The organism is Streptomyces sp. CB00455, from assembly GCF_001905445.1.
Classification (GTDB): Bacteria; Actinomycetota; Actinomycetes; order Streptomycetales; family Streptomycetaceae; genus Streptomyces.
In genome coordinates, this window is the sequence record NZ_LIVQ01000008.1 from 168,160 (window position 1) to 185,872 (window position 17,713).

Here is a 17,713-nt window from a genome sequence, read left to right on the forward strand (position 1 = left end):
GCCGGGCCGCACGGTCCGGTGCGCGTACGTAAGACAGACAGGGGACAGGCCGTGACGAATGAAGCAATGATCACCGCTGAGGCGCGGGAGCAGAGGTTGGGGCGGTGGCAGGCGCTGCTGTCCGGAGTGGGCGTGGAGGGGGCTGGGGCGAGCCGTGTGGCCAAGAGCGGCTCGGTGAATCTGCTTTCGGGAGTGTGGTTGCACGCCGCGGCGCGGGCGGAACAGGGCTCGGAGCTGACCGAGCTGGAGCGGTCCATCCTGGCTCCGCTGCAGCAGGTGCTGGGCGAGGACGAGGTGGGCGCGATCGGGCGTATCTACCGTGAGCAGCGTTCTGAGGGGCGGTCGGTGGCGATCGTGCCGCAGGCGGTCGCCACCCGGAGCCTGTCGGAGGGCTTTGACCGGGAGAGCTACCTGGCTGCGGTAGCGGAGGTCTTGCCGCGGATCGCCCAGATGCCGAACGTTGCGGTGGTGGACCGGGCCAGGCTCGCCGACGGAGGGAACGTCGACACGCCGGAGTTCACCGCGGCGCTGGCCGAGTACGGCTACGGCGTCACCACGTTCACCGGCGAGGGCGATGATGAGGCCGACGGCCTCCAGGCGCGTGAACCGTTCCGGGCCAGGCTGGAATGGGACACCTTCTACTGCCACGAGGCGGTTGGCGACCAGGGCGGTGGCAGGGACGAGATCTACTGGACGGCCGCCTCCAACGCCGGGGGCTACACGTTCAAAACGCGTACCACGCACACCGGATCGATCGAGGGGGGCGATAAGTACCCGATCTACGGGGACTACGTAACCGGCAGCCACGTCTTCTTCGACACCCGCCTGGACGGCTGCGGGACCACGGTGATCACACTGTGGGAAAAAGACCAGTCCAACGACGAGTGGTACGACGCGCTCGGTACCGCTCTGAAAAAGGTCGTCGAGCTGCTGCAGATGTCTGCCGACTTCTCCAGCATCATCCCCAAGCTGGACCTCTACGGTTATGTGCACATGGGCCTGAGCCTTCTTGCCACCTTGTGGGAGCCCCTGCGCAACAAAGACGACCTGGTCCAATCACGCGGCTTCGCCTTCGGCCGGGCGGACATGGCCGCCCTCTACAACAGGCCCAACCGCACCATGCCCTGGACGTTCGACCGCAAAGACTATGGCATGGGCCACTTCTCCCTCAATGTCCGTTACACGGGGGACGAACCCGGCGCCGCCCCCTCGGGCGACGGCAGCCTGATCTCCACTGGCTGGCGCGGTCTGTTCGGCACCATGGTGAGCCATGACATGGACGCTGCCTGCAACGTGCCGAACGACGCACACAAAGACCTCTACCTGTTCAAGGGCGAGCAGTACCTGAGGTACGACCTGCGGACGGAAGGCGTCACCTCCGGACCTAAGGATATCGCTGAGGGCTTCCCCGGACTGGAGTCGACTGCCTTCACCCGCGGGGTCGACGCCACGTGCGCGGTCCCCGGCAAGTCCACGGACTTCTATCTGTTCGCCGGCGCCATGTACGTCAACTACAACAACCACGAGGACGAGATCAAGTGGGGGCCCAGGAAGATCGCTGAAGCCTTCCCACCACTGGCCGGCACCATCTTCGAACGAGACATCCAGGCAGCCTGCCCCGTCCCCGGCCACGGCACCGACCTCTACCTGTTCAAGGGGGATCAGTACGTGCGCTACAACGCCCACTACGACAGGATCATTCGCGGTCCGCTGTCCATCGCCACCGGCTGGCCGCAGCTGGCAGGCACCACCTTCGCCTCCAACTTGGACGCCGCCTGCGCCGTCCCCAACAGCAGCACGCACGTCTACCTCTTCAAGGGCGATCGGTACACCAACACCAAGGTCTAACCAGTCCGGAGCCGTCACGGGCACGAGGGAAGACGGTGGAGGTGTAGTGGCGATGTCCGGGCCGGGCACGAGTGGCCAGTTCCGCTCGGGCATCGCAAACGGCGGCCAAGCACAGCCCGGGCCCGGCTGCCGGCCGCGGCCAGCGCGGGGATCTGATGCACTCGTCGCGCCGCGGTGCCTGCGCGGCTGCTTGGGCCAACAGGGCAGAGTCTTGGTAGCCGCGTCCGCCGAGCGGAGCAGTTGCGCAGCGACGGCCGCGGTGTTGACGGGGGCGACGGCCTGGTCGACGCCGATCCCCGCCGCGTGGGCGTCGGTGAGGATCCGAGTGCCGTGACGTCCTGGACGTGGCGCTGGTCCTCCCGGAGCTGGTGACGGAGGTTAGTGCCCGATGATCGCTTCGGTGGTGTTCCTGCGTCGGATCTTGGTCCAGGCGCGGTCACGGACTCCCGGCCGGTAGCGCTGGTTCATGTTCTTCACGAGGATTCCCTCGACGCCGGAGACGTCCGTCCAGTCCTCCAGCCACGCCCGGGCCTTGGCCGGGTCCGTGGTCATGGGGCACAGGGTCCACGGGGCGTTCAGGGCGCGGGCCGCGAAGAGGACCTCCAGGCGTCGGCGGCGCTCGGCGTAGGGCAAGGCCGGCAGCTCGGTGCCGTCGATCTGCAGGGCGTCGAAGGCGATGAGGAACGCGGGGGTCTTCGCGGCGAGCGCGGTGGCGGTGCGGCCGCGGGCGGCGGCCCGTCGCTGGAGGGCTTCGAAGGACAGCCGCCCGGTTGCGGTGTCCCAGACGACGGGCTCGCCATTTATGTGAGCTGTCGCGTCTGTCTCCTGCCGCTGTCTTTCAGGACCGGGATGGAGATCAACATGCTGATGGACCAAGCGCCGGACCTCCCACTCGTGGGTGGCGATCGGTCGAGTGGACGATGCTGGAGGGGTTGTGCCGTGGTGTCCAGTGGTGACAGCGCGTCTGTGCTGTTGGGCGTGGGGTCATGGGCGTGCGAGTCCGGTGCGGTAGGCGATGACGACGAGTTGGGCGCGGTCGCGGGCGTGGAGTTTGGCCATGGAGCGTTGGACGTGGCTGCGGATGGTGAGAGGGCTGAGGAAAAGGCGTTCGGCGATCTCGGTGTTGTTCATGCCGGCGGCGACCAGGGTGAGGACTTCGCGTTCACGGTCGGTCAGCGGGGTGAGTTCGGAGGACGGGTCGGGGATGGCGGGGTCGGGTGTGGCGAGGAAGCGGCTGATCAGGGCCCTGGTGGCCGCCGGGGAGAGCAGGGCCTCCCCGGCGGCGACGGTGCGGATGGCGTCGATGAGGGTTTCGACGGAGACGTCCTTGCCGAGGAATCCGCTGGCTCCTGCGCGCAGGGCGCGGGCGACGTGTTCGTCGGTTTCGAAGGTGGTGAGGATCAGGACGCGGGTGTCGGTCAGCGCGGGGTCGTTGCAGATGACGGTGGTGGCCTCGAGACCGTCGGTGTGGGGCATGCGGATGTCCATCAGGACGAGGTCGGGGTGATGGGCGCGGGTCTGGCTGATGGCTTGTGTGCCGTCGGCGGCTTCGGCGACCACTTCCATGTCGGTGTGGGTGTCGATGAGAGTGCGGAAGGTCTTGCGCAGCAGGGTCTGGTCGTCTGCCAGCAGGATGCGGATGGTCATGGTGGTCCTGGTCGGTCAGGGCTGGACAGGCAGCTCGGCGGTGACGGTGTAGCCGCCCTGGGAACGGGGCCCGGCGTGAAAGCGGCCGCCGGCGGAGTGGGCGCGTTCGCGCATGCCGATGAGGCCGAATCCCTGGCCGGAGCGGCGGGCGGGGGCGGGCTGGGCGGTGTCGGTGTCGTTGGTGACGGTGAGGGTCAGCCGGTCGGGGTGGTAGGCCAGGGTGACATGGGCGGTGCGCGTGGTGGCGTGTTTGGTGACGTTGGTCAGGGCTTCCTGGACGATGCGGTAGGCGGTCAGGTCCGTTCCGGGAGTCAGCGGGCTCGGGTCGCCGTCGACGGTGACCTGGACGTCGAGTCCGGCGGTGCGAAAGGCGTCGACGAGGTCGGGCAGCTGGTTGAGGCCGGGGGCGGGTTCGAGGCTGTCGGCATCACCGGTCTGCCGGAGCAGGCCGACGGTGGCTTTCATCTCCCGCAGTGCGGCCGAGGTGGTGTTGGTGAGGCCCTCAAGCACTGAACGTGCCTGGTCGGGGTGGGTGGATGCGAGGTAGACGGCGGTTCCGGCCTGGGCGTTGGCCACGGTGAGGTGGTGGGCGACGATGTCGTGGAGGTCGCGGGCGATGCGGACGCGTTCTTCGGCCACGCGGTGGCGGGCTTCTTCCTCCCGGGTGCGTTCGGCGTATTCGGCGCGGGCCTGTACGGCTTCGAGGTAGGCGTGGCGCAGGCGGGCGGCGGAGCCGAGGGCGACGGGCAGCAGCAGGCAGAACAGGGGGTTGAGGGTGGTCAGGGGCCAGGGATGGTGGTAGCGGTTGGCGAGCAGGGCAGTCGCCACGATCAGGGTGACGACGGCCAGGCAGTACCAGTGGGAGGTTCGTGGGGCGGCGAGCTGGGCCAGTCCGTACAGGGCGACCATGACTGGCGCCAGGAGCAGTGGGGTGATCAGGTAGCCGGTTCCGGCGGCGGCGCTGGCGCACACGGCGGTGACGACCACGACGGCCCGGGGGTGGCGGCGGCTGAAGACCAGCGCCAGTGAAGCCAGGAAGGCCAGAGGGACCCCGGGCATCGCGCCGAGTTGGTCGTCGGCGTAGGGGAGGCTGCTGTAGAGGGTGGCGGGACCGGAGGCGGCGGCCAGCAGCACGATCAGGACGGCTTCGGTGAGGCGGCGGTGGTCGCGCGCGTACTGCCGCCAGTCGATGGTCATGGAGCACTCCGGACGACGCAGGGCCTGAAAGGGATCTTCATGGTGGAACGCGGTGCGCCCCGGTGGCGAGCGGGGCCCGCCGCAAGGTGCGCGGCGGACCCCATCGGGTGCACTGGGCGGCTGGCTGATTCAGCCGCGGGCGGTCTCCGGCAGGGGCCGGGCGGCCAGCGGCTGGCTGTCGGTGTCAGCCTGATGCTTGTGCAGGGAGGCGCCCTCGACGTCGATGTTGGGCAGGATGCGGTCCAGCCAGCGCGGCAGCCACCAGGCGCGCTTGCCGAGCAGGGCCAGGACGGCGGGCACGAACGCCATGCGCACGACGAAGGCGTCGAAGAGCACGGCGACCGCGAGACCGAACCCGATCATCTTGATCATGGATGCCTGGGCCCCGACGAACCCCGAGAACACCGCCACCATGATCAGCGCGGCCGCGGTCACGACCCGGGCGCTGTAGCGGAAACCTGTGACGACCGCCTGGCCGGGCTTCTCGCCGTGGACGTACGCCTCACGCATCCGGGAGACGAGGAAGACCTCATAGTCCATGGCCAGGCCGAAGACGATTCCCACCAGGAAGACCGGCATCAGGCTCATGATCGGCCCGGTCGTCTCCACACCGAGGAGACCGGCGGCCCAACCCCACTGGAAAACCGCGACGACCGCGCCGAGGGAAGCCAGCACGGACAGCAGGAACCCGAACGCCGCCTTCAGCGGGACGAGGATGGAGCGGAAGACGACGAGCAGCAGCAGGATGGCCAGGCCGACCACGACGATCAGGTAGGGCACGAGAGCGTCTTGCATCTTCTGCGCCATGTCGATGTTCATCGCGGTGCTGCCCGAGACGAGGAACGTCGCGTCGGTGGCCTTCTCCAGCCCGGTCCGCTCGCCACGCAGGGTGTGGACCAGGTCCTTGGTCTGCTCGCTGGTCGGTGCGGTGGACGGCACGGCCGACAGGACCGCGGTGCTGCCCGCCTCATCGAACCGGGGCTGAGAGACCGACACCACACCCTCGGTACCGGCGATCTCCCGCGAGATCTCGACGACGGCCGCCCTGGGGTCGCCGGCATTGCGGGCGTCCACGACCACGGACAGCGGACCATTGAAGCCGGCGCCGAACCCTTCGGCCAGTGCGTCGTAGGCACGGCGCTCGGTGGTGACGGTCGACTTAGCCTCGTCCCCGGGACTGCCCATCTGCAGGTCCAGCGTGGGGATGGCGATCACGCCGAGGCCGAGCACCGAGGCGAGAAGCACGAACACAGGGCGGCGCATCACCAACCGGGCCCAGCGGGTGCCGCCGTTCACCGCCGGTGCGCCCTGCCACGCGTGGTGCGTCTCGCCACGGGTCTTGCCCTTGCGTCCGCACTTGCGTGTCTTGCGGGCCAGGACGGCGTTCGGCCAGAAGCCGAGCAGGGCGGGTACCAGGGTCAGCGCGATGAGAACGGCGATCACCACGGCGCCGGCCGCGGCCAGGCCCATCTTGGTCAGCATCGGCACGCCGACCACCGACAGGCCGGCCAGCGCGATCACCACGGTCAGACCGGCGAACACCACCGCCGAGCCCGCGGTGCCCGCAGCGCGGGCCGCCGCCTCATGAGGAGCACAGCCGGCGTCGCGTTCCTCCCGGTAGCGGGAGACGACGAACAGCGCGTAATCGATTCCGACGGCCAGACCCAGCATGGAGGCCAGCGATCCGGTGGTCCCGGACAGACCCAGCGGGCTCGCCAGTGCCTTGATGGACGCCATCCCGATACCCACGCCCAGGATGGCCGTCAGCAACGGCAGCCCGGCCGCCGCCAGCGAGCCGAAGGTGATCAGCAGGACCCCAGCGGCGATCAGCATGCCGACCGCTTCCGTCCCACCGCCCGCTGCGGGCTGCTCAGCCAGCGCGTTGCCTCCCACCTCAGCGGTCAGCCCGGCATCACGGACCTGGTCGACCGCCGCCCGCAGATGGTCCTTGGAGGTGTCGGTCAGATCATCGGTCCTCACCTTGTAGGTGACGGTCGCGTACGCGGTGGAGGCGTCCCTACTCACCGCCTGCGCTTGGAACGGATTGACAACACTGGCGACCTGACTGCCCTTGGACGCCTGGTCGACGAAGGCGTCGATGACCTCACGGTTGTCGGCTGCCGTCACCTTCTCCCCGCCCGGGGCGACGAAGACCACGCGGGCGTTGGCACCGTTGGCCGCACTCCCGGGGAATCGCTGCTGCATCATGTCGAACGCCCGCTGGGCCTCGATGCCCGGCATGGAGTGTCCGTCGTCGGGAGCCGTGGCGGCGATAGCCGCACCGCCACCGACGGCAGCAAGGATCACGATCCAGATCAGGGTCACGGACCAGCGCCGTCGGAAGGACAGGCGGCCCAGTCGATACAGGAAATCAGCCACGGCAGGAAGCGCTCCACATCTGGTTCGGGTACTGAACCACCGTGCCGTCCGGCCGCCCGCCACGTCGTCATGCACCTGCTGGCAAACCCTCTGCAACCTACGCAGTACCCGAGCCTTCACGCTCCTGTCAGCAGAGGAATCGCAGCAGAACCCCATCCATGGGCGGACTGAACTTGTGGGTCACCTGAGACATGCACTGGCTGAGACACACCGACAGGTCACATAACGCCTTCGAGGACCAGGCCGTCCGGCAGTTGCTCGGCGGCCGCGACCAGGTCGGGGAACCGGTCCTGGACCAGGGAGCCGCGCCGGGTCTGCAGGAGCAGCCGGCCGCCCGGGCTGGCGGGGGTGAAGAGGATCGCGCGGTGGCCGTCGAACCTCTCCTCCGCCGCGAAGCCGCTCGCCAGGACGCCGGAACCGGGGACGTACTCGGCGGCCTGGGCGAGCATCGGCTCGAAGGGCGGGGTGAGAACCACTCGGGGATGGCCTCCTTCACCGCGCTCCGGGCCTGGCACCCGACAGCCTCCCCCGGCCAGGTATGTACGGCGCCCGTCCCCGTCTCCCCACCCTCGGCGACCCGCACAGCGGCCCGTATCGGCCGCATCGTCTGTTCTCATTCCCAGGTACAAGCCGGACAATCGAGGGCTGCCGCGCGGGGGATGACGGGCTGCTGCGGGAATGTCACCGCAGGAGCCCCCGCACACGGCAACTGCTGATCGGCTGCACGTCAGGGCGCCCTGCGGAAGCGTCCACTGAGGTTTTCAGGGTGGGGCCGGTGGGGTGACAGCCAGGTCTGTGGCGGTGAATCCGATCGTCACGTCCTGCTCGGTGACCTGCTGGGGTCATCCCCGCGGGCGCGGGAGCAGGAACCAAGCTCAAACATCCGCGCGCCGACTGCCAACAGTGCGATGGCGATGAAGAGCAACTGCTCGGGAATCCTGAACCACAACGGCGTGGCGGGCTCGCCGTTGAGCGGGATGTTCTCGATGGCGGCGTAGATATTGGCTGGGAGCATAAGGACGAAGAGCACCGCCAGTCCGATCCCGGCCATCGGGCGTGTCACCGCACGGACGAGTCCGGCGGCGCCGAGCAGTTCCAGTAAACCGGTCACGTAGACCAGCACGTGGGGAAGTGGAACGAAGGGCGGGACCATGGCTGCCAGATCGTCGTGGCTGGGCATCACGCTGATGCTTGGCGGGGTGAAGTGCGCGGTCGCGGTAGCAACGAGCATGACGGCGAGACCATGTACGACGCTGGCTCGCCAGGTCGCGAACCGGCTGACGCCCAGCCTGCCGAGGAGACGAAATCCCACGGTCGGGCCAGTGAGAAGCATGAGAGTTCCGAACATGAGACTCCTTCGGGTAGGGACAAGAGATGCAGGACGAGCGGCGATGCTTGTGCCCATCGTTCGGTTCGGCTGCGGGCGCATGCCAGGTGTTGCACGTACATGCGGGGAGAGGGCCGGGCGGAAACGACCCGGCGTACCTCGGGCGGGATCTTCGGGGTAGCGCCCGTCGTAATGTTCAACGGGCGGTGAAGAACAGGCCGGCTCCGTACGCGTGACGCGCGGAGATGAAGAACCCGTCACCGGTCGGCCGGGTCATCGTGCCGTTGCTTTCGACGATCTTGCGGGCGTCGTCGACATCGCCGACCAGGATGGTCATGGCCGCCAGGTACGAGGAGGCCGGGACCGGTTCACCGGGCAGTACCTGTTCGGCGTCCGACGCGCGGACGAACTGCAGCCGCGCAGCCGCCGCACAGAGCAGGGTGAGGGGGCCTTCACGTCTGGGGGCTACCTGCAGAATGCGGGTGTACCGGTTGGTGATCGCATCGAACTCGGCATCGTCAGCCACTATCAATACGGCCCCGAGACCACGGGCGCCGTTCGGGTGGCTGAGATAGCGCGGCTGGTGCACGTACCGGCGGGTGAGGTGCTGGGCGATCCCCACGTAGCCCTCCGGGGTCGAGCGCGGCTCGAGGTGAACGGCGCGGGCACGAACCGTGCGCGGCCCCTCCTCGGTATCGACGTCGCGCTCCAGGTCCAGCACGCCTGAGGTGCGCAAGCCGGCGCCGGCCAGGCTGCGGTGTGTGGCTTCGGCGTCACCGGTGTCGAGGTTGATCAGCCGGAAGCCCTCGTATTCGTCGGCCATCGCCTTGGTGTGCCAGGGGTCGGGCGCCGATTCCTCGACGATGCCGAGGAGTTCGATGTACGACCCGCCGAACAGTGCACAGCGGTTGGCGGTGCAGCCGGGCACCGGTGCTTCGCCGGGCCGCCCGGACAGCAGGTGCCGTGAGCGGGGGCTGAGGGTGAATCCGAAGGAGGCATAGGCCCGCTCCAGTCCGTCGAGGTCGCGGGTCAGGATTCCGGTGTGATGGATGCCGTGGATGTCCCCTGTCATGGGATCGATGCTTCACCGACCGACGGCCCCGGCTCCCCAACTGCCGCTCCCACGCCGCTATCCGACATCGACCTACACTGGCCTGGTGCATTCCGTCACGCTGGACGTACTAGATCTGCGGCTCCTGCACGCTCTCCAACTCGACGGGCGCGCCGCCTTCAGCAAGATCGGCGACGTCCTGAGTGTTTCTGACCGCACCGTGGCCCGCCGCTTCAGCAGGCTGCGTACCACGGGAATCGCCCGCGTGGCCGGTGTGACCAGCAGCCACCGCACCGGCCATGCCGAATGGCTGGTGCGCCTGCGTGTCCTGCCTCCCGGCATCGCTCCGCTCGCCCGCGCGTTGGCCCGGCGCCCCGACACCGCCTGGGTGACCGTCGCTTCCAGCGGCACAGAAATCTTCTGTATCTTCCGCGTCACTGAAGAAGGACCGGCGCCCCTGGACGCGTTGGGCAGCCTTCCGCGGGTCACGCAGGTCGACGCGCAACGGCTGTTGTGCCCGGTGATGGACCACCGCTGGATCGGCCGGACCTCGGCTCTCACCGACGAGCAGATCGCCACACTGAGGCCAGCCGCCACCGCGGACACTACTCCGATCCCCCTGACCGATCTCGACCGTCGCCTGCTCCCCGCCCTCGCCGCAGACGGTCGTGCCGCCTACCCGGATCTCGCCCGGCAGGTCGGCTGGTCGGAATCCGCCGTCCGTCGCCGCCTGGATGAACTCCGCCGGTCAGGCGTCCTCCAGTTCGACGTTGAGGTTGACTCGGGTCTGTTCGGCTTCTCCGTGCAATGTCTGCTCTGGTTGACCGTCACGCCTGCCCGGCTCAGCAGCGTCGCCCGGACGCTGGCTGGTGATCCTGAAGCGGCCTTCGTCGGCAGCACGACTGGCCCCCACAACCTGGTTGCCATCGCTGTCTGTCGAGACGCCAACGCTCTCCACACCTACCTCGCCGACCGCATCGGCTCACTCGACGGCGTCGGCCACATGGAAACGGCGTTGATCACCGCCTACATCAAACGAGCCGCCCCGGCGCTTTGAGAGCGGTCCAGCGCCTGTCCGCATCAGACCGCCCAACGCGTCGATGACGTCTGCCAGCGGGCGTAACCAGGTTGGTGACCTCGACGAGCACCTCAGCCTCGATGCGCTCTCGGACGGGCCGGCTCGCGGGATTCGAGCGGCGCTCTGCCCGGGGAGCTGGAGGGTGGTTCCCCAGCCGGTGCCGTTGTACGGGGCGACTACAGGTTGCCCGCCTGGCCGCTGCGGGTGCCCGCGTACAGGCTTCCCTTCAACCGCCCGCGCCCCAGCCACCGTGGCGGGCGGGACCGCCTCGACGGGCCATCTGGAGCCAAGCTCTGACGCCCGCCGGTGCAGCGGCTCCAGCATCAGGTGGCCGGCCAGGTGCACTGCGCCGTGCACGATCAGGGCGTGGGCTCTGCGGCCAGCCACGAGCCCTTGTCCTTCCTGCAGATGGGTCACCCGGTGAGTATGTGGCCGTCGTCGGGGCGGTGGTCACGGGAGCGGCGCAGGTCGGCGGTGACGTAGGTGCGTTGCAGCCAGCGGTCTGCTCCGTCGTAGCGGGGGTTGAAGGCGGTGCGGCCGTGGACGGTGACGCGGTTGTCGATGATGACGAGGTCGCCGGGGGTCAGGCACAGGGTGTGGGCACTTGCATCGCAGGCGCGTCCGAATTCGGTCAGCCCTGTGGCGGCCCGGGGGGTGAGTGGGGTGGTGACGAGTTGGGCCATGCGTATGTCGGGATCCTCGGCTGCCCCGGACAGCACCGCCCGGCGCTCCGCGTCTGAGTGAGGGGATGTGGGGCCGAAGGAGGGGGGTGGGGTGGTGCGGAACTCCGGTGCGAAGAGGGCTTGGCGGTCGTCTGGGGAGAGGTGCGGCAGTGCCTGGCGGATGCCGGCGATGCGCATGCCGGCGCGTCGTTCGTGGTCGGCTCGCAGGCACAGGAAGATCACATAGTCGGGTGGATGGGGGTGAAAGCCGTTTTCGGTGTGGAAGGACAGGGGCACCGATCCGGCGTTGCCGTGGAAGGTCTCCTGCCCGGGCACGGGCACGACGTCCTGCACGAGCGCGCCGGATTTCTCAGCCCGGTAGGCGAGAGGCTCCCCGAGTCCGCACGCCACCATGGTCAGCACCGCGGCCGGAACAGTGGCCTGGCGCTGGACTGAGCCGGGTAGGGCCGGTGTGGGGGGCAGGGCGGCCTGATCGACGGGCAGGCCGCCGATCACCAAGGTGCCGCTCGGGCCGGAATGCCTTCGAAAACGGCGCACCTCGCGGCGCAGCCGTAGCGGAAGGTCCTCCCAGGCGTCCCGGGCTCGTGCCACCCACTCGGGGCTGTCGACCTGGTCGTTCCCGCCGGTGCACAAGGTGCGGGCCGTGCGTTCGCACGCGTCCGTATCGGCCGTATCGCATTCCCAGCCGGCGGCACCGGTGATGTGGGTGCTGTCGGGCGTCGTCTCGGCCATCAAATTCTCCTGCCGGGGATGTGGGCGGCGGACACGCGGGCTCACGAGTGGCGCAGGCCGGCCACGGCGTCGGCGATGTAGTGATCCCCGAAGCAGATCAAGGAGGCGTACTGGGCAGCGCGGCGATGGCGCATGAGCCGGAGTTCGGCGACGGCGTTATCAGGGCCTTCTGGTTTCTGAGCGATGGAACGATCCAGATGCACCATCGAGTACGCGAGGGTGACGTGCCGTTCACCATCGACGATGTCCGCTTCCAGGAGGGCGCCCCTCGCCTCGGCCAACTCCGGGGCGCGGGCCGCCAGGTGCTCGTAGGGGCCGGGAACCACGGACAGCAGGTCCCTCATCGCCGCCCGGAACAGTTTGTATCCGCGGTGTTGGCGCCCGCTCAACGGGATGTCCACCGACGGCGGCGCCATGGTGTGGCGTATCGCCGCCATGTAGTAGTCGGCCGGGATCGTACTGGCGTGGGTCATGGCCGCCGGAAATCCCCGTACGTACACCGTCGCGTCTGCCAGTCTCGACAGCGCGGCGTCGCTGTCGCCGTGCCGCAGGTGGCCGGCGGCGTCGGCCACGGCGACAGCGGCGCACACGTTGAACAAGACATGGACCTGGTGACCGATGAGCCACCGAGCGCTCCACACGTCCTCCAACGGCGCCCTCGGCCCAGGCTCGGGAACGGCCGGTGCCGGTTCGAAGTCGCGACCGGCGCCCGGAGCGGCGCCGGTGAGGTCGGCCACCGCCTGACGCATCCCGGCCATCTCCAGGGCCAGGTCGCCTCCCGACAGCGGGGCATCACAGAGGTCTTCCAGAGCGCGGTGGATGACCAGGACGCCGTGCAGGGCGGCCTGCTGATCGGACAGCTGTCCCTCACGGACCCGGAAGAAGGACTGGCTGGCCGACTCGGCCGGCAGCCCCTCACCGGCCACGGCCGGAGCCTGATCCGACAGCGCGGCTACCAACGCACTGGCAGCGGAGGCGGCATGCCGGAGCGCGAGGGTCCGGTCGACAGGTCTGGCGTGAGTCGGCACCGCCGCCATTACGCGCCCGGTCTCCTCCGCCTCGGCTTCGACCCGCGTGCCCAGCGCAGGGGCGGCGCGCCCGCCTCGGGGCAGGCGAAAGACAGCGACAGCAGGATGACCGGCAACCGGAGATAAGCCCATAGTCATAGTGGTTTGCCATGAACACCTCACCCGAAACCCTTTGCGGGTCGTCAGCCTGGAGTCGATCCGGTGCCGATGCCCCGGGCACCACCGGTGACCAGGCAGACCTGTCCCTGCGGCACGGCGGGGGCGGCCGAGCGGCGACTGTTGCTCATAGGAGGATGCCCTTCATCTCGCAAGGGGCCCGAAACCGGTGTCGGCCTCGGGCATGGAGCTCAGGGACGGCGGCCGCGCTCATGGAGGCTTCCGACGGCGCGCCCGCCAGGTAGGCGGGGAAGCCGCCGTCCGGGCCGCGAAGAGCGTGCCGCGCGCCGATCCCGCGGCTGATCGCAGCACGGTGTCTGCGCGGGCCGGTCAGGTGGAAGACCTGGACGGCAGCCGAGGTGCAGTCCACATCGGTGAGACGGGCGCTTTCGGTGTACGACCAGCCGCCGCCCGGCCACTGGAGCGCGAGGAGGTGTCCGGCCACGGCGTCCAGGACGGTGGTGTCGGCTGCGGCGGCGTGCCGCGCAGTCCCCGCGGTGGCGGTCAGCCAGGTGTCCTCATCGCAGATGAACGGCGTCCCCCCGTCCGTCCGCTGATGGGTGGGCGCCGTGGCCATCCCTTCGGCGGCCATGCCTTGCGGCAAGACCGAAGTCGGCAGGGGTCTCCCGCCACTGGCCGCTGGAGCGGAACCGCCAGATCACCCCCTCGAACTGCTACCGCAACCGTTCGGGGAACCGGGCCGTACCTGCCGATCGGCAGGTACGGCCCGATGAACATCCACTGACCGGTTTGCCGGATCGCGGTGTCCGGTGCGGTGCATCGCAAGGCGGAGGGCCATGCCTCGTACTGGACGTGCATGCGTGGTCCGACAACGCCGCGAGGTGCCGTGCGGGGCGCCGCGACCCGGTCAACCTTTCCGGCCACAGCACTAGCCGTGGACGGGCGTAGAGGGGTGGGTGTGCTGCTCGTAGAGGCGGTCGGCGAGCAGGGCGTGTGCGAGTGTGCCGCCTGCACGGACGGAGGCGGTCACGAAGGCGGTCTCGGCCAGTTCCTCGGGGGTCACTCCGTGACGGCGGGCGGCGGCAGTGTGTACGTCCAGGCAGTAGGAGCACTGGGTAACGAGCGCGACCGCCACCGAGATCAGCTCACGGTAGCGGCGCGGTACCGCTCCGTCCTCCCGGTCCACAGCCTGCTGAAAGGCGACCCACGCGGTGAACTCCGCCGGGGCGTTGCCGCCGACGGAGCGGGCGCGGTGGAGGTCGTCGGGGTGTGCGTACATGGGCGGGCTCCTGAAGCGGTGGGTGGGGGCAGGGCGCGGCGGGGCTGTTGCCCGGCGTCTGGCACCACCTCACCGCGGGCGCTGCGGCGCTGTCCAAGACCGGTTTCGGGTGGGTGGGTTCGTTCTGGGTATCGTGGCTGGTCATGGACTTGCGGGCATTGCACTGTTTCGTCGCCGTGGCCGAAGAGGGCCACTTCGGCCGCGCCGCCGTACGCCTGCACATGGCCCAGCCGCCGCTGAGCCGCCGCATCCGGCAGCTGGAGGCCGACCTCGGGTGCCGGCTGTTCGAGCGGATCCCCACGGGGGCTCGGCTCACCCCCGCGGGCGAGGTGCTGCTGGCGGAGGCGCGGGATCTACTGGAGCGTGCCGAACGCGCCCGTGAGCGGGTCCGCGGCGCGGTGGCTGACCGGGTGCTCGTACTGGGCACGGTCGCGGGCGCGGGCCTGGAGGTCGGACCGGCAGCGCTGGCAGCCTTGCGGCGCACGGGCCTGGGGGTGCGGGTGCGGCTGCGCGAAGCGGCGGTCACCGATCCGACGGCCGGTCTGCGCGAGGGCCGGGTGGACCTCGCGCTGACCCGTCTGCCCTTCGACACCGCCGGCCTGACGATTCGGCTGCTCGGCGAGGAGCCGCTGGTCGCGGCCGTCCCTGCGGACGATCCGCTGGCGGGCCGCCCGCGCCTGCACGTCACCGAGCTGGCCCACCGCCCGCGTTTCCGCCTGCCCCCGGGAACCGATGCCCGATGGCGGTCCTACTGGCTCGCCGGTGAGGAGGACGCGCCCGGCCCGGTCGTGGCGTCGGTCGAGGAGTGCCTGCACGCTGTCCTGTGGGAGGGCGCGGTCGGCCTCCTTCCGGCCGGGGGCGCGCTGCGGCACGCGCGGCCCGGCATCGCCTTCGTACCCGTCCACAGCCATCCGCCGAGCCGTGTCGTCACCGCCCGGCTGGCAGGTGTCACCGACCCGCTCGTCGATGCGCTCGCGGACGCCCTCGACGCGGCGCGGCACCCACGGGCGCGACAGGGGCGGCACGATGCGCCCGCGCCCGCCAACGGCTGAGGACTGTGTGATGTCGTGATCAGCCGGCGGTTTTGAGGAGGCCTTCGCTCCACATCATTTGCGGCGCCGAGTGGAAGCCCGCGGGGTGGCTTTCGAGTGTCCTGCCGTAGCGGCCTGCGATGCCGGGCCAGGCCAGGCCTCCAGCTTGTTGATCAGTCGTTCGACGGTGTTCCGTTCCTTGGAGAGATCGATGTCGTGGCTGATGGGCCGGCCCCCTCTCGCGCCCTTCCTCTTCCGCGCTGGCGCCCTGGTCCTCCTTCTCCGGGATGACCGCTTTGATGCCGCGTTTACGCAGGTAGGCGGGCGCGGTGGCGGACCACGGGGATCCTGACTGTGATCGCGATGTGGGCACCCGTCTGGGATGCGCGTCGGGCAACGACCCGTGCGGGGGGATGTTCGGCCGGCACCGCTGTCAGCGGAGTCGGGTCACCAGAAACCTGCCAGCGGGATCGGGGTGGACAAGGGGTCCTGCGCCTTCGAGGATCGCTGTCAGGGCGCAGGCGACGGCTTGGCGTAGGCCGGGCAGGGACGTCAGGCCCTCCAGCTTGTCGTCCCCGCGGCCGTGCATGTCGGTGACCGCGCGCACGTTCACCTGCCACGTGATGAGCACACCACTTGCGTCCTCACGCAGGAGCAGGCCGCCGCCGGTGTCGCCTTCGAGGTCCGCGAATCCGCCGGCCGCAAGTACCTGGCGGACTTCATGCACCAGCAGCTGGAAGCGGGGGGGCTGCGCTGGTCGGGTGTGCTGCGTGGTGGTGTCATGGTGGGAGGAGCCGCTGTGACCGAGCGCCGGGGCCCTGGAGGGCACCTGGTGCGGGTCCGCGCCCGGTCAGGGCACTCGTCGCGGATTGTGGCGAGAACGCCTCCCAGCACCCTGGCCAGGGCGCCGTCGGCCTCGGTAGGGCACGGGGAGGTGTCACATATGGCAATCGACGAGGGTGGCGCCCAGGCCAAGACCCGGGGACAGAGCGTGGCCGACAGCCGCGCCATGGAGGTCGCGTCCAGGGTCGGGCTCTGCGCCCGGGGAGTGATCTACGTTCTGGTCGGCCTCCTTGCTGTCCGGATCGGGTTCGGCGGCGGCGGTGGCAAGGAGGCCGACCGGTCCGGGGCGGTGCGGACCATAGGCGAGCAGCCGTACGGCCGGGTGCTGCTGTGGGCGCTGGTGGCGGGGCTGGCGGCAATGGCCCTGTGGCGCCTGTCCGAGGCCGCATTCGGGCAGGCGACGGCGGGCGGTGACAAATGGACCCGCCGCCTGGGCTCCCTGGGGCTGGCCATGTTCTACATCGTGGTATGTATCGGCGTGGTACAGACCGCGCTGGTCGGCGGATCCGCCGGGACCCGCGCCAGCGACCAGACCTCGAAGGACTACACCGCGCGAGTACTGCAATGGCCCTTCGGACGGGTACTGGTCGGCGCGTTCGGCGCCGTGCTGGCCGTCGTGGGCGTGGTGATCCTGATACGCAGCCTGATGCGGAAGTTCGAGAAGAACCTCCGCACGGACCGGATGAGCCGAAGGACGCGGCGCATCGTCGCGACGCTGGGCGTCATCGGCGGCGCGGCGTGCGGGGTGGTCGCGGTGGCGACCGGCCTGTTCACTCTCCTGGCCGCAGTGCGCTTCGACGCCGGCCAGGCAAAGGGCCTGGACGAGACGCTGCGCTCCTTCGCCGACACGCCCGCCGGGCCCGCGCTGCTGATCGCCGCGGCGCTGGGCTTGCTGATGTTCGGCCTCTATTCCTTCTGCGAGGCCCGGTGGCGCAAAGCCCCGGAACACGACGCCCCGGCAGAGCAGTCGGCCAACCGCAACGCCCGTTGATCCCTGCCCGCGCCCGGCCTGCCCATGCGCTGCGGACCCGGCCCCGGCCGCGGCGGCGGAAGCCGTGCTGTGCCTTGCGGCGGATCCGGACCGGGCCGCCGTGCGTGCGGCGCAGCTGACCGCGATCGACAAGGACTGGGACTGCCCGTGGCCGCTGGACTGGCAGCGCCACTACCGCGTCCTGGCGGACCTGGTCGACGCCGACGGCCAGCTGCCCGACATCGCACCGGGCGTCATCTTCGACGGCGACGACATCGGCAAGTGGCTCCAGCAGCAGAAGCGGGCGGCCTTCTGGGCACGGTTCCTGCCCGAGCAGCAGGAACGGCTGACCAAGCTCGGCGTCAAGCCCAACCAGGCACCCACTCCCGCCCCCGCAGCCAGCCGCGGGGCGAAGGGGTCCGAACAAGGCACAGCAAGCGTTCCAGCGGGGCCTGGAGGCCCTCACGCAGTGGGTCGAGCGGGAAGCGGATGTAGTTGGTGAC

17 protein-coding genes are annotated in these 17,713 nt (G+C 69.7%); 5 read left to right on the top strand and 12 right to left on the bottom strand.

The window, feature by feature from the left end; genetic code table 11:
- The first annotated feature begins 66 nt into the window (after positions 1-66).
- Positions 67-1,848 carry a hemopexin repeat-containing protein gene (locus AMK16_RS28070; protein WP_158071258.1) on the top strand — a complete coding sequence of 594 codons (1,782 nt, stop codon included), beginning with the start codon at positions 67-69 and terminating at the stop codon, positions 1,846-1,848.
- 378 nt (positions 1,849-2,226) lie between these two features.
- On the opposite strand, the gene AMK16_RS28075 is transcribed toward AMK16_RS28070, so the two are convergent.
- The 7 genes from AMK16_RS28075 to AMK16_RS28105 form a co-directional block, all read right to left on the bottom strand.
- Positions 2,227-2,724 (bottom strand): ATP-dependent DNA ligase, encoded by a 498-nt coding sequence (locus tag AMK16_RS28075; protein WP_242438961.1) that lies wholly within the window; start codon positions 2,722-2,724, stop codon positions 2,227-2,229.
- Between the two features lie 108 nt (positions 2,725-2,832).
- Positions 2,833-3,495, bottom strand: a complete 663-nt coding sequence (locus tag AMK16_RS28080; protein WP_073920128.1) for a response regulator — start codon at positions 3,493-3,495, stop codon at positions 2,833-2,835.
- A 15-nt stretch (positions 3,496-3,510) separates the two neighbouring features.
- Complete coding sequence (locus tag AMK16_RS28085) at positions 3,511-4,692, bottom strand: sensor histidine kinase (protein ID WP_073920129.1); 1,182 nt, start codon at positions 4,690-4,692, stop codon at positions 3,511-3,513.
- Positions 4,693-4,821: 129 nt separating this feature from the next.
- The gene (locus AMK16_RS28090; RefSeq protein ID WP_073920130.1) at positions 4,822-7,071 is read right to left on the bottom strand and encodes an MMPL family transporter; all 2,250 of its coding nucleotides are present in this window, start codon (positions 7,069-7,071) and stop codon (positions 4,822-4,824) included.
- A 218-nt stretch (positions 7,072-7,289) separates the two neighbouring features.
- Entirely contained in the window at positions 7,290-7,547 is a 258-nt protein-coding gene (locus AMK16_RS28095) for a hypothetical protein (protein ID WP_073920131.1), read from the bottom strand.
- A gap of 338 nt (positions 7,548-7,885) precedes the next feature.
- Positions 7,886-8,419, bottom strand: a complete 534-nt coding sequence (locus tag AMK16_RS28100; RefSeq protein ID WP_242438962.1) for a DoxX family protein — start codon at positions 8,417-8,419, stop codon at positions 7,886-7,888.
- A gap of 175 nt (positions 8,420-8,594) precedes the next feature.
- The gene (locus AMK16_RS28105) at positions 8,595-9,470 is read right to left on the bottom strand and encodes a VOC family protein (protein WP_073920132.1); all 876 of its coding nucleotides are present in this window, start codon (positions 9,468-9,470) and stop codon (positions 8,595-8,597) included.
- 85 nt (positions 9,471-9,555) lie between these two features.
- Between AMK16_RS28105 and AMK16_RS28110 the strand changes: the two genes are divergently transcribed.
- Positions 9,556-10,506, top strand: a complete 951-nt coding sequence (locus tag AMK16_RS28110; RefSeq protein WP_073920133.1) for an Lrp/AsnC family transcriptional regulator — start codon at positions 9,556-9,558, stop codon at positions 10,504-10,506.
- Positions 10,507-10,940: 434 nt separating this feature from the next.
- On the opposite strand, the gene AMK16_RS28115 is transcribed toward AMK16_RS28110, so the two are convergent.
- The 4 genes from AMK16_RS28115 to AMK16_RS28135 all read right to left on the bottom strand — a co-directional run bounded on the left by AMK16_RS28115 (position 10,941) and on the right by AMK16_RS28135 (position 14,366).
- Positions 10,941-11,942, bottom strand: coding sequence for a clavaminate synthase family protein (locus AMK16_RS28115; protein ID WP_073920134.1), 1,002 nt, complete (start codon positions 11,940-11,942; stop codon positions 10,941-10,943).
- A gap of 41 nt (positions 11,943-11,983) precedes the next feature.
- Positions 11,984-12,979: a hypothetical protein gene (locus tag AMK16_RS28120; RefSeq protein WP_242438963.1), complete on the bottom strand. Its 996-nt coding sequence runs from the start codon at positions 12,977-12,979 to the stop codon at positions 11,984-11,986.
- Between the two features lie 274 nt (positions 12,980-13,253).
- Positions 13,254-13,718: a hypothetical protein gene (locus AMK16_RS28125; protein ID WP_079191783.1), complete on the bottom strand. Its 465-nt coding sequence runs from the start codon at positions 13,716-13,718 to the stop codon at positions 13,254-13,256.
- A gap of 297 nt (positions 13,719-14,015) precedes the next feature.
- Positions 14,016-14,366, bottom strand: coding sequence for a carboxymuconolactone decarboxylase family protein (locus AMK16_RS28135; RefSeq protein WP_073920136.1), 351 nt, complete (start codon positions 14,364-14,366; stop codon positions 14,016-14,018).
- A 143-nt stretch (positions 14,367-14,509) separates the two neighbouring features.
- Between AMK16_RS28135 and AMK16_RS28140 the strand changes: the two genes are divergently transcribed.
- A complete protein-coding gene (locus AMK16_RS28140; protein WP_073920183.1) occupies positions 14,510-15,418 on the top strand; it encodes a LysR family transcriptional regulator in 909 nt (302 codons plus the stop codon).
- A gap of 412 nt (positions 15,419-15,830) precedes the next feature.
- Here AMK16_RS28140 and AMK16_RS28145 read toward each other — a convergent pair whose 3' ends face one another.
- Positions 15,831-16,226, bottom strand: a complete 396-nt coding sequence (locus tag AMK16_RS28145; RefSeq protein WP_073920137.1) for a hypothetical protein — start codon at positions 16,224-16,226, stop codon at positions 15,831-15,833.
- A 114-nt stretch (positions 16,227-16,340) separates the two neighbouring features.
- On the opposite strand from AMK16_RS28145, the gene AMK16_RS28150 reads away from it, so the two are divergent.
- Together AMK16_RS28150 and AMK16_RS28155 are read left to right on the top strand one after the other, a co-directional pair.
- Entirely contained in the window at positions 16,341-17,231 is an 891-nt protein-coding gene (locus AMK16_RS28150) for a DUF1206 domain-containing protein (protein WP_199885621.1), read from the top strand.
- Between the two features lie 64 nt (positions 17,232-17,295).
- Positions 17,296-17,712: a helicase associated domain-containing protein gene (locus tag AMK16_RS28155; protein ID WP_443333615.1), complete on the top strand. Its 417-nt coding sequence runs from the start codon at positions 17,296-17,298 to the stop codon at positions 17,710-17,712.
- Position 17,713: the final 1 nt, after the last annotated feature.

Bases quoted from the DNA above. Each gene is read 5' to 3' on its own strand.
- AMK16_RS28070 (WP_158071258.1), top strand. From the start codon at position 67: ATGATCACCGCTGAGGCGCGGGAGCAGAGGTTGGGGCGGTGGCAGGCG.
- AMK16_RS28135 (WP_073920136.1), bottom strand. From the start codon at position 14,366: ATGTACGCACACCCCGACGACCTCCACCGCGCCCGCTCCGTCGGCGGC.
- AMK16_RS28085 (WP_073920129.1), bottom strand. From the start codon at position 4,692: ATGACCATCGACTGGCGGCAGTACGCGCGCGACCACCGCCGCCTCACC.
- AMK16_RS28125 (WP_079191783.1), bottom strand. From the start codon at position 13,718: ATGGCCGCCGAAGGGATGGCCACGGCGCCCACCCATCAGCGGACGGAC.
- AMK16_RS28100 (WP_242438962.1), bottom strand. From the start codon at position 8,419: ATGTTCGGAACTCTCATGCTTCTCACTGGCCCGACCGTGGGATTTCGT.
- AMK16_RS28115 (WP_073920134.1), bottom strand. From the start codon at position 11,942: ATGGCCGAGACGACGCCCGACAGCACCCACATCACCGGTGCCGCCGGC.
- AMK16_RS28080 (WP_073920128.1), bottom strand. From the start codon at position 3,495: ATGACCATCCGCATCCTGCTGGCAGACGACCAGACCCTGCTGCGCAAG.
- AMK16_RS28120 (WP_242438963.1), bottom strand. From the start codon at position 12,979: ATGGCGGCGGTGCCGACTCACGCCAGACCTGTCGACCGGACCCTCGCG.
- AMK16_RS28150 (WP_199885621.1), top strand. From the start codon at position 16,341: ATGGCAATCGACGAGGGTGGCGCCCAGGCCAAGACCCGGGGACAGAGC.
- AMK16_RS28140 (WP_073920183.1), top strand. From the start codon at position 14,510: ATGGACTTGCGGGCATTGCACTGTTTCGTCGCCGTGGCCGAAGAGGGC.
- AMK16_RS28105 (WP_073920132.1), bottom strand. From the start codon at position 9,470: ATGACAGGGGACATCCACGGCATCCATCACACCGGAATCCTGACCCGC.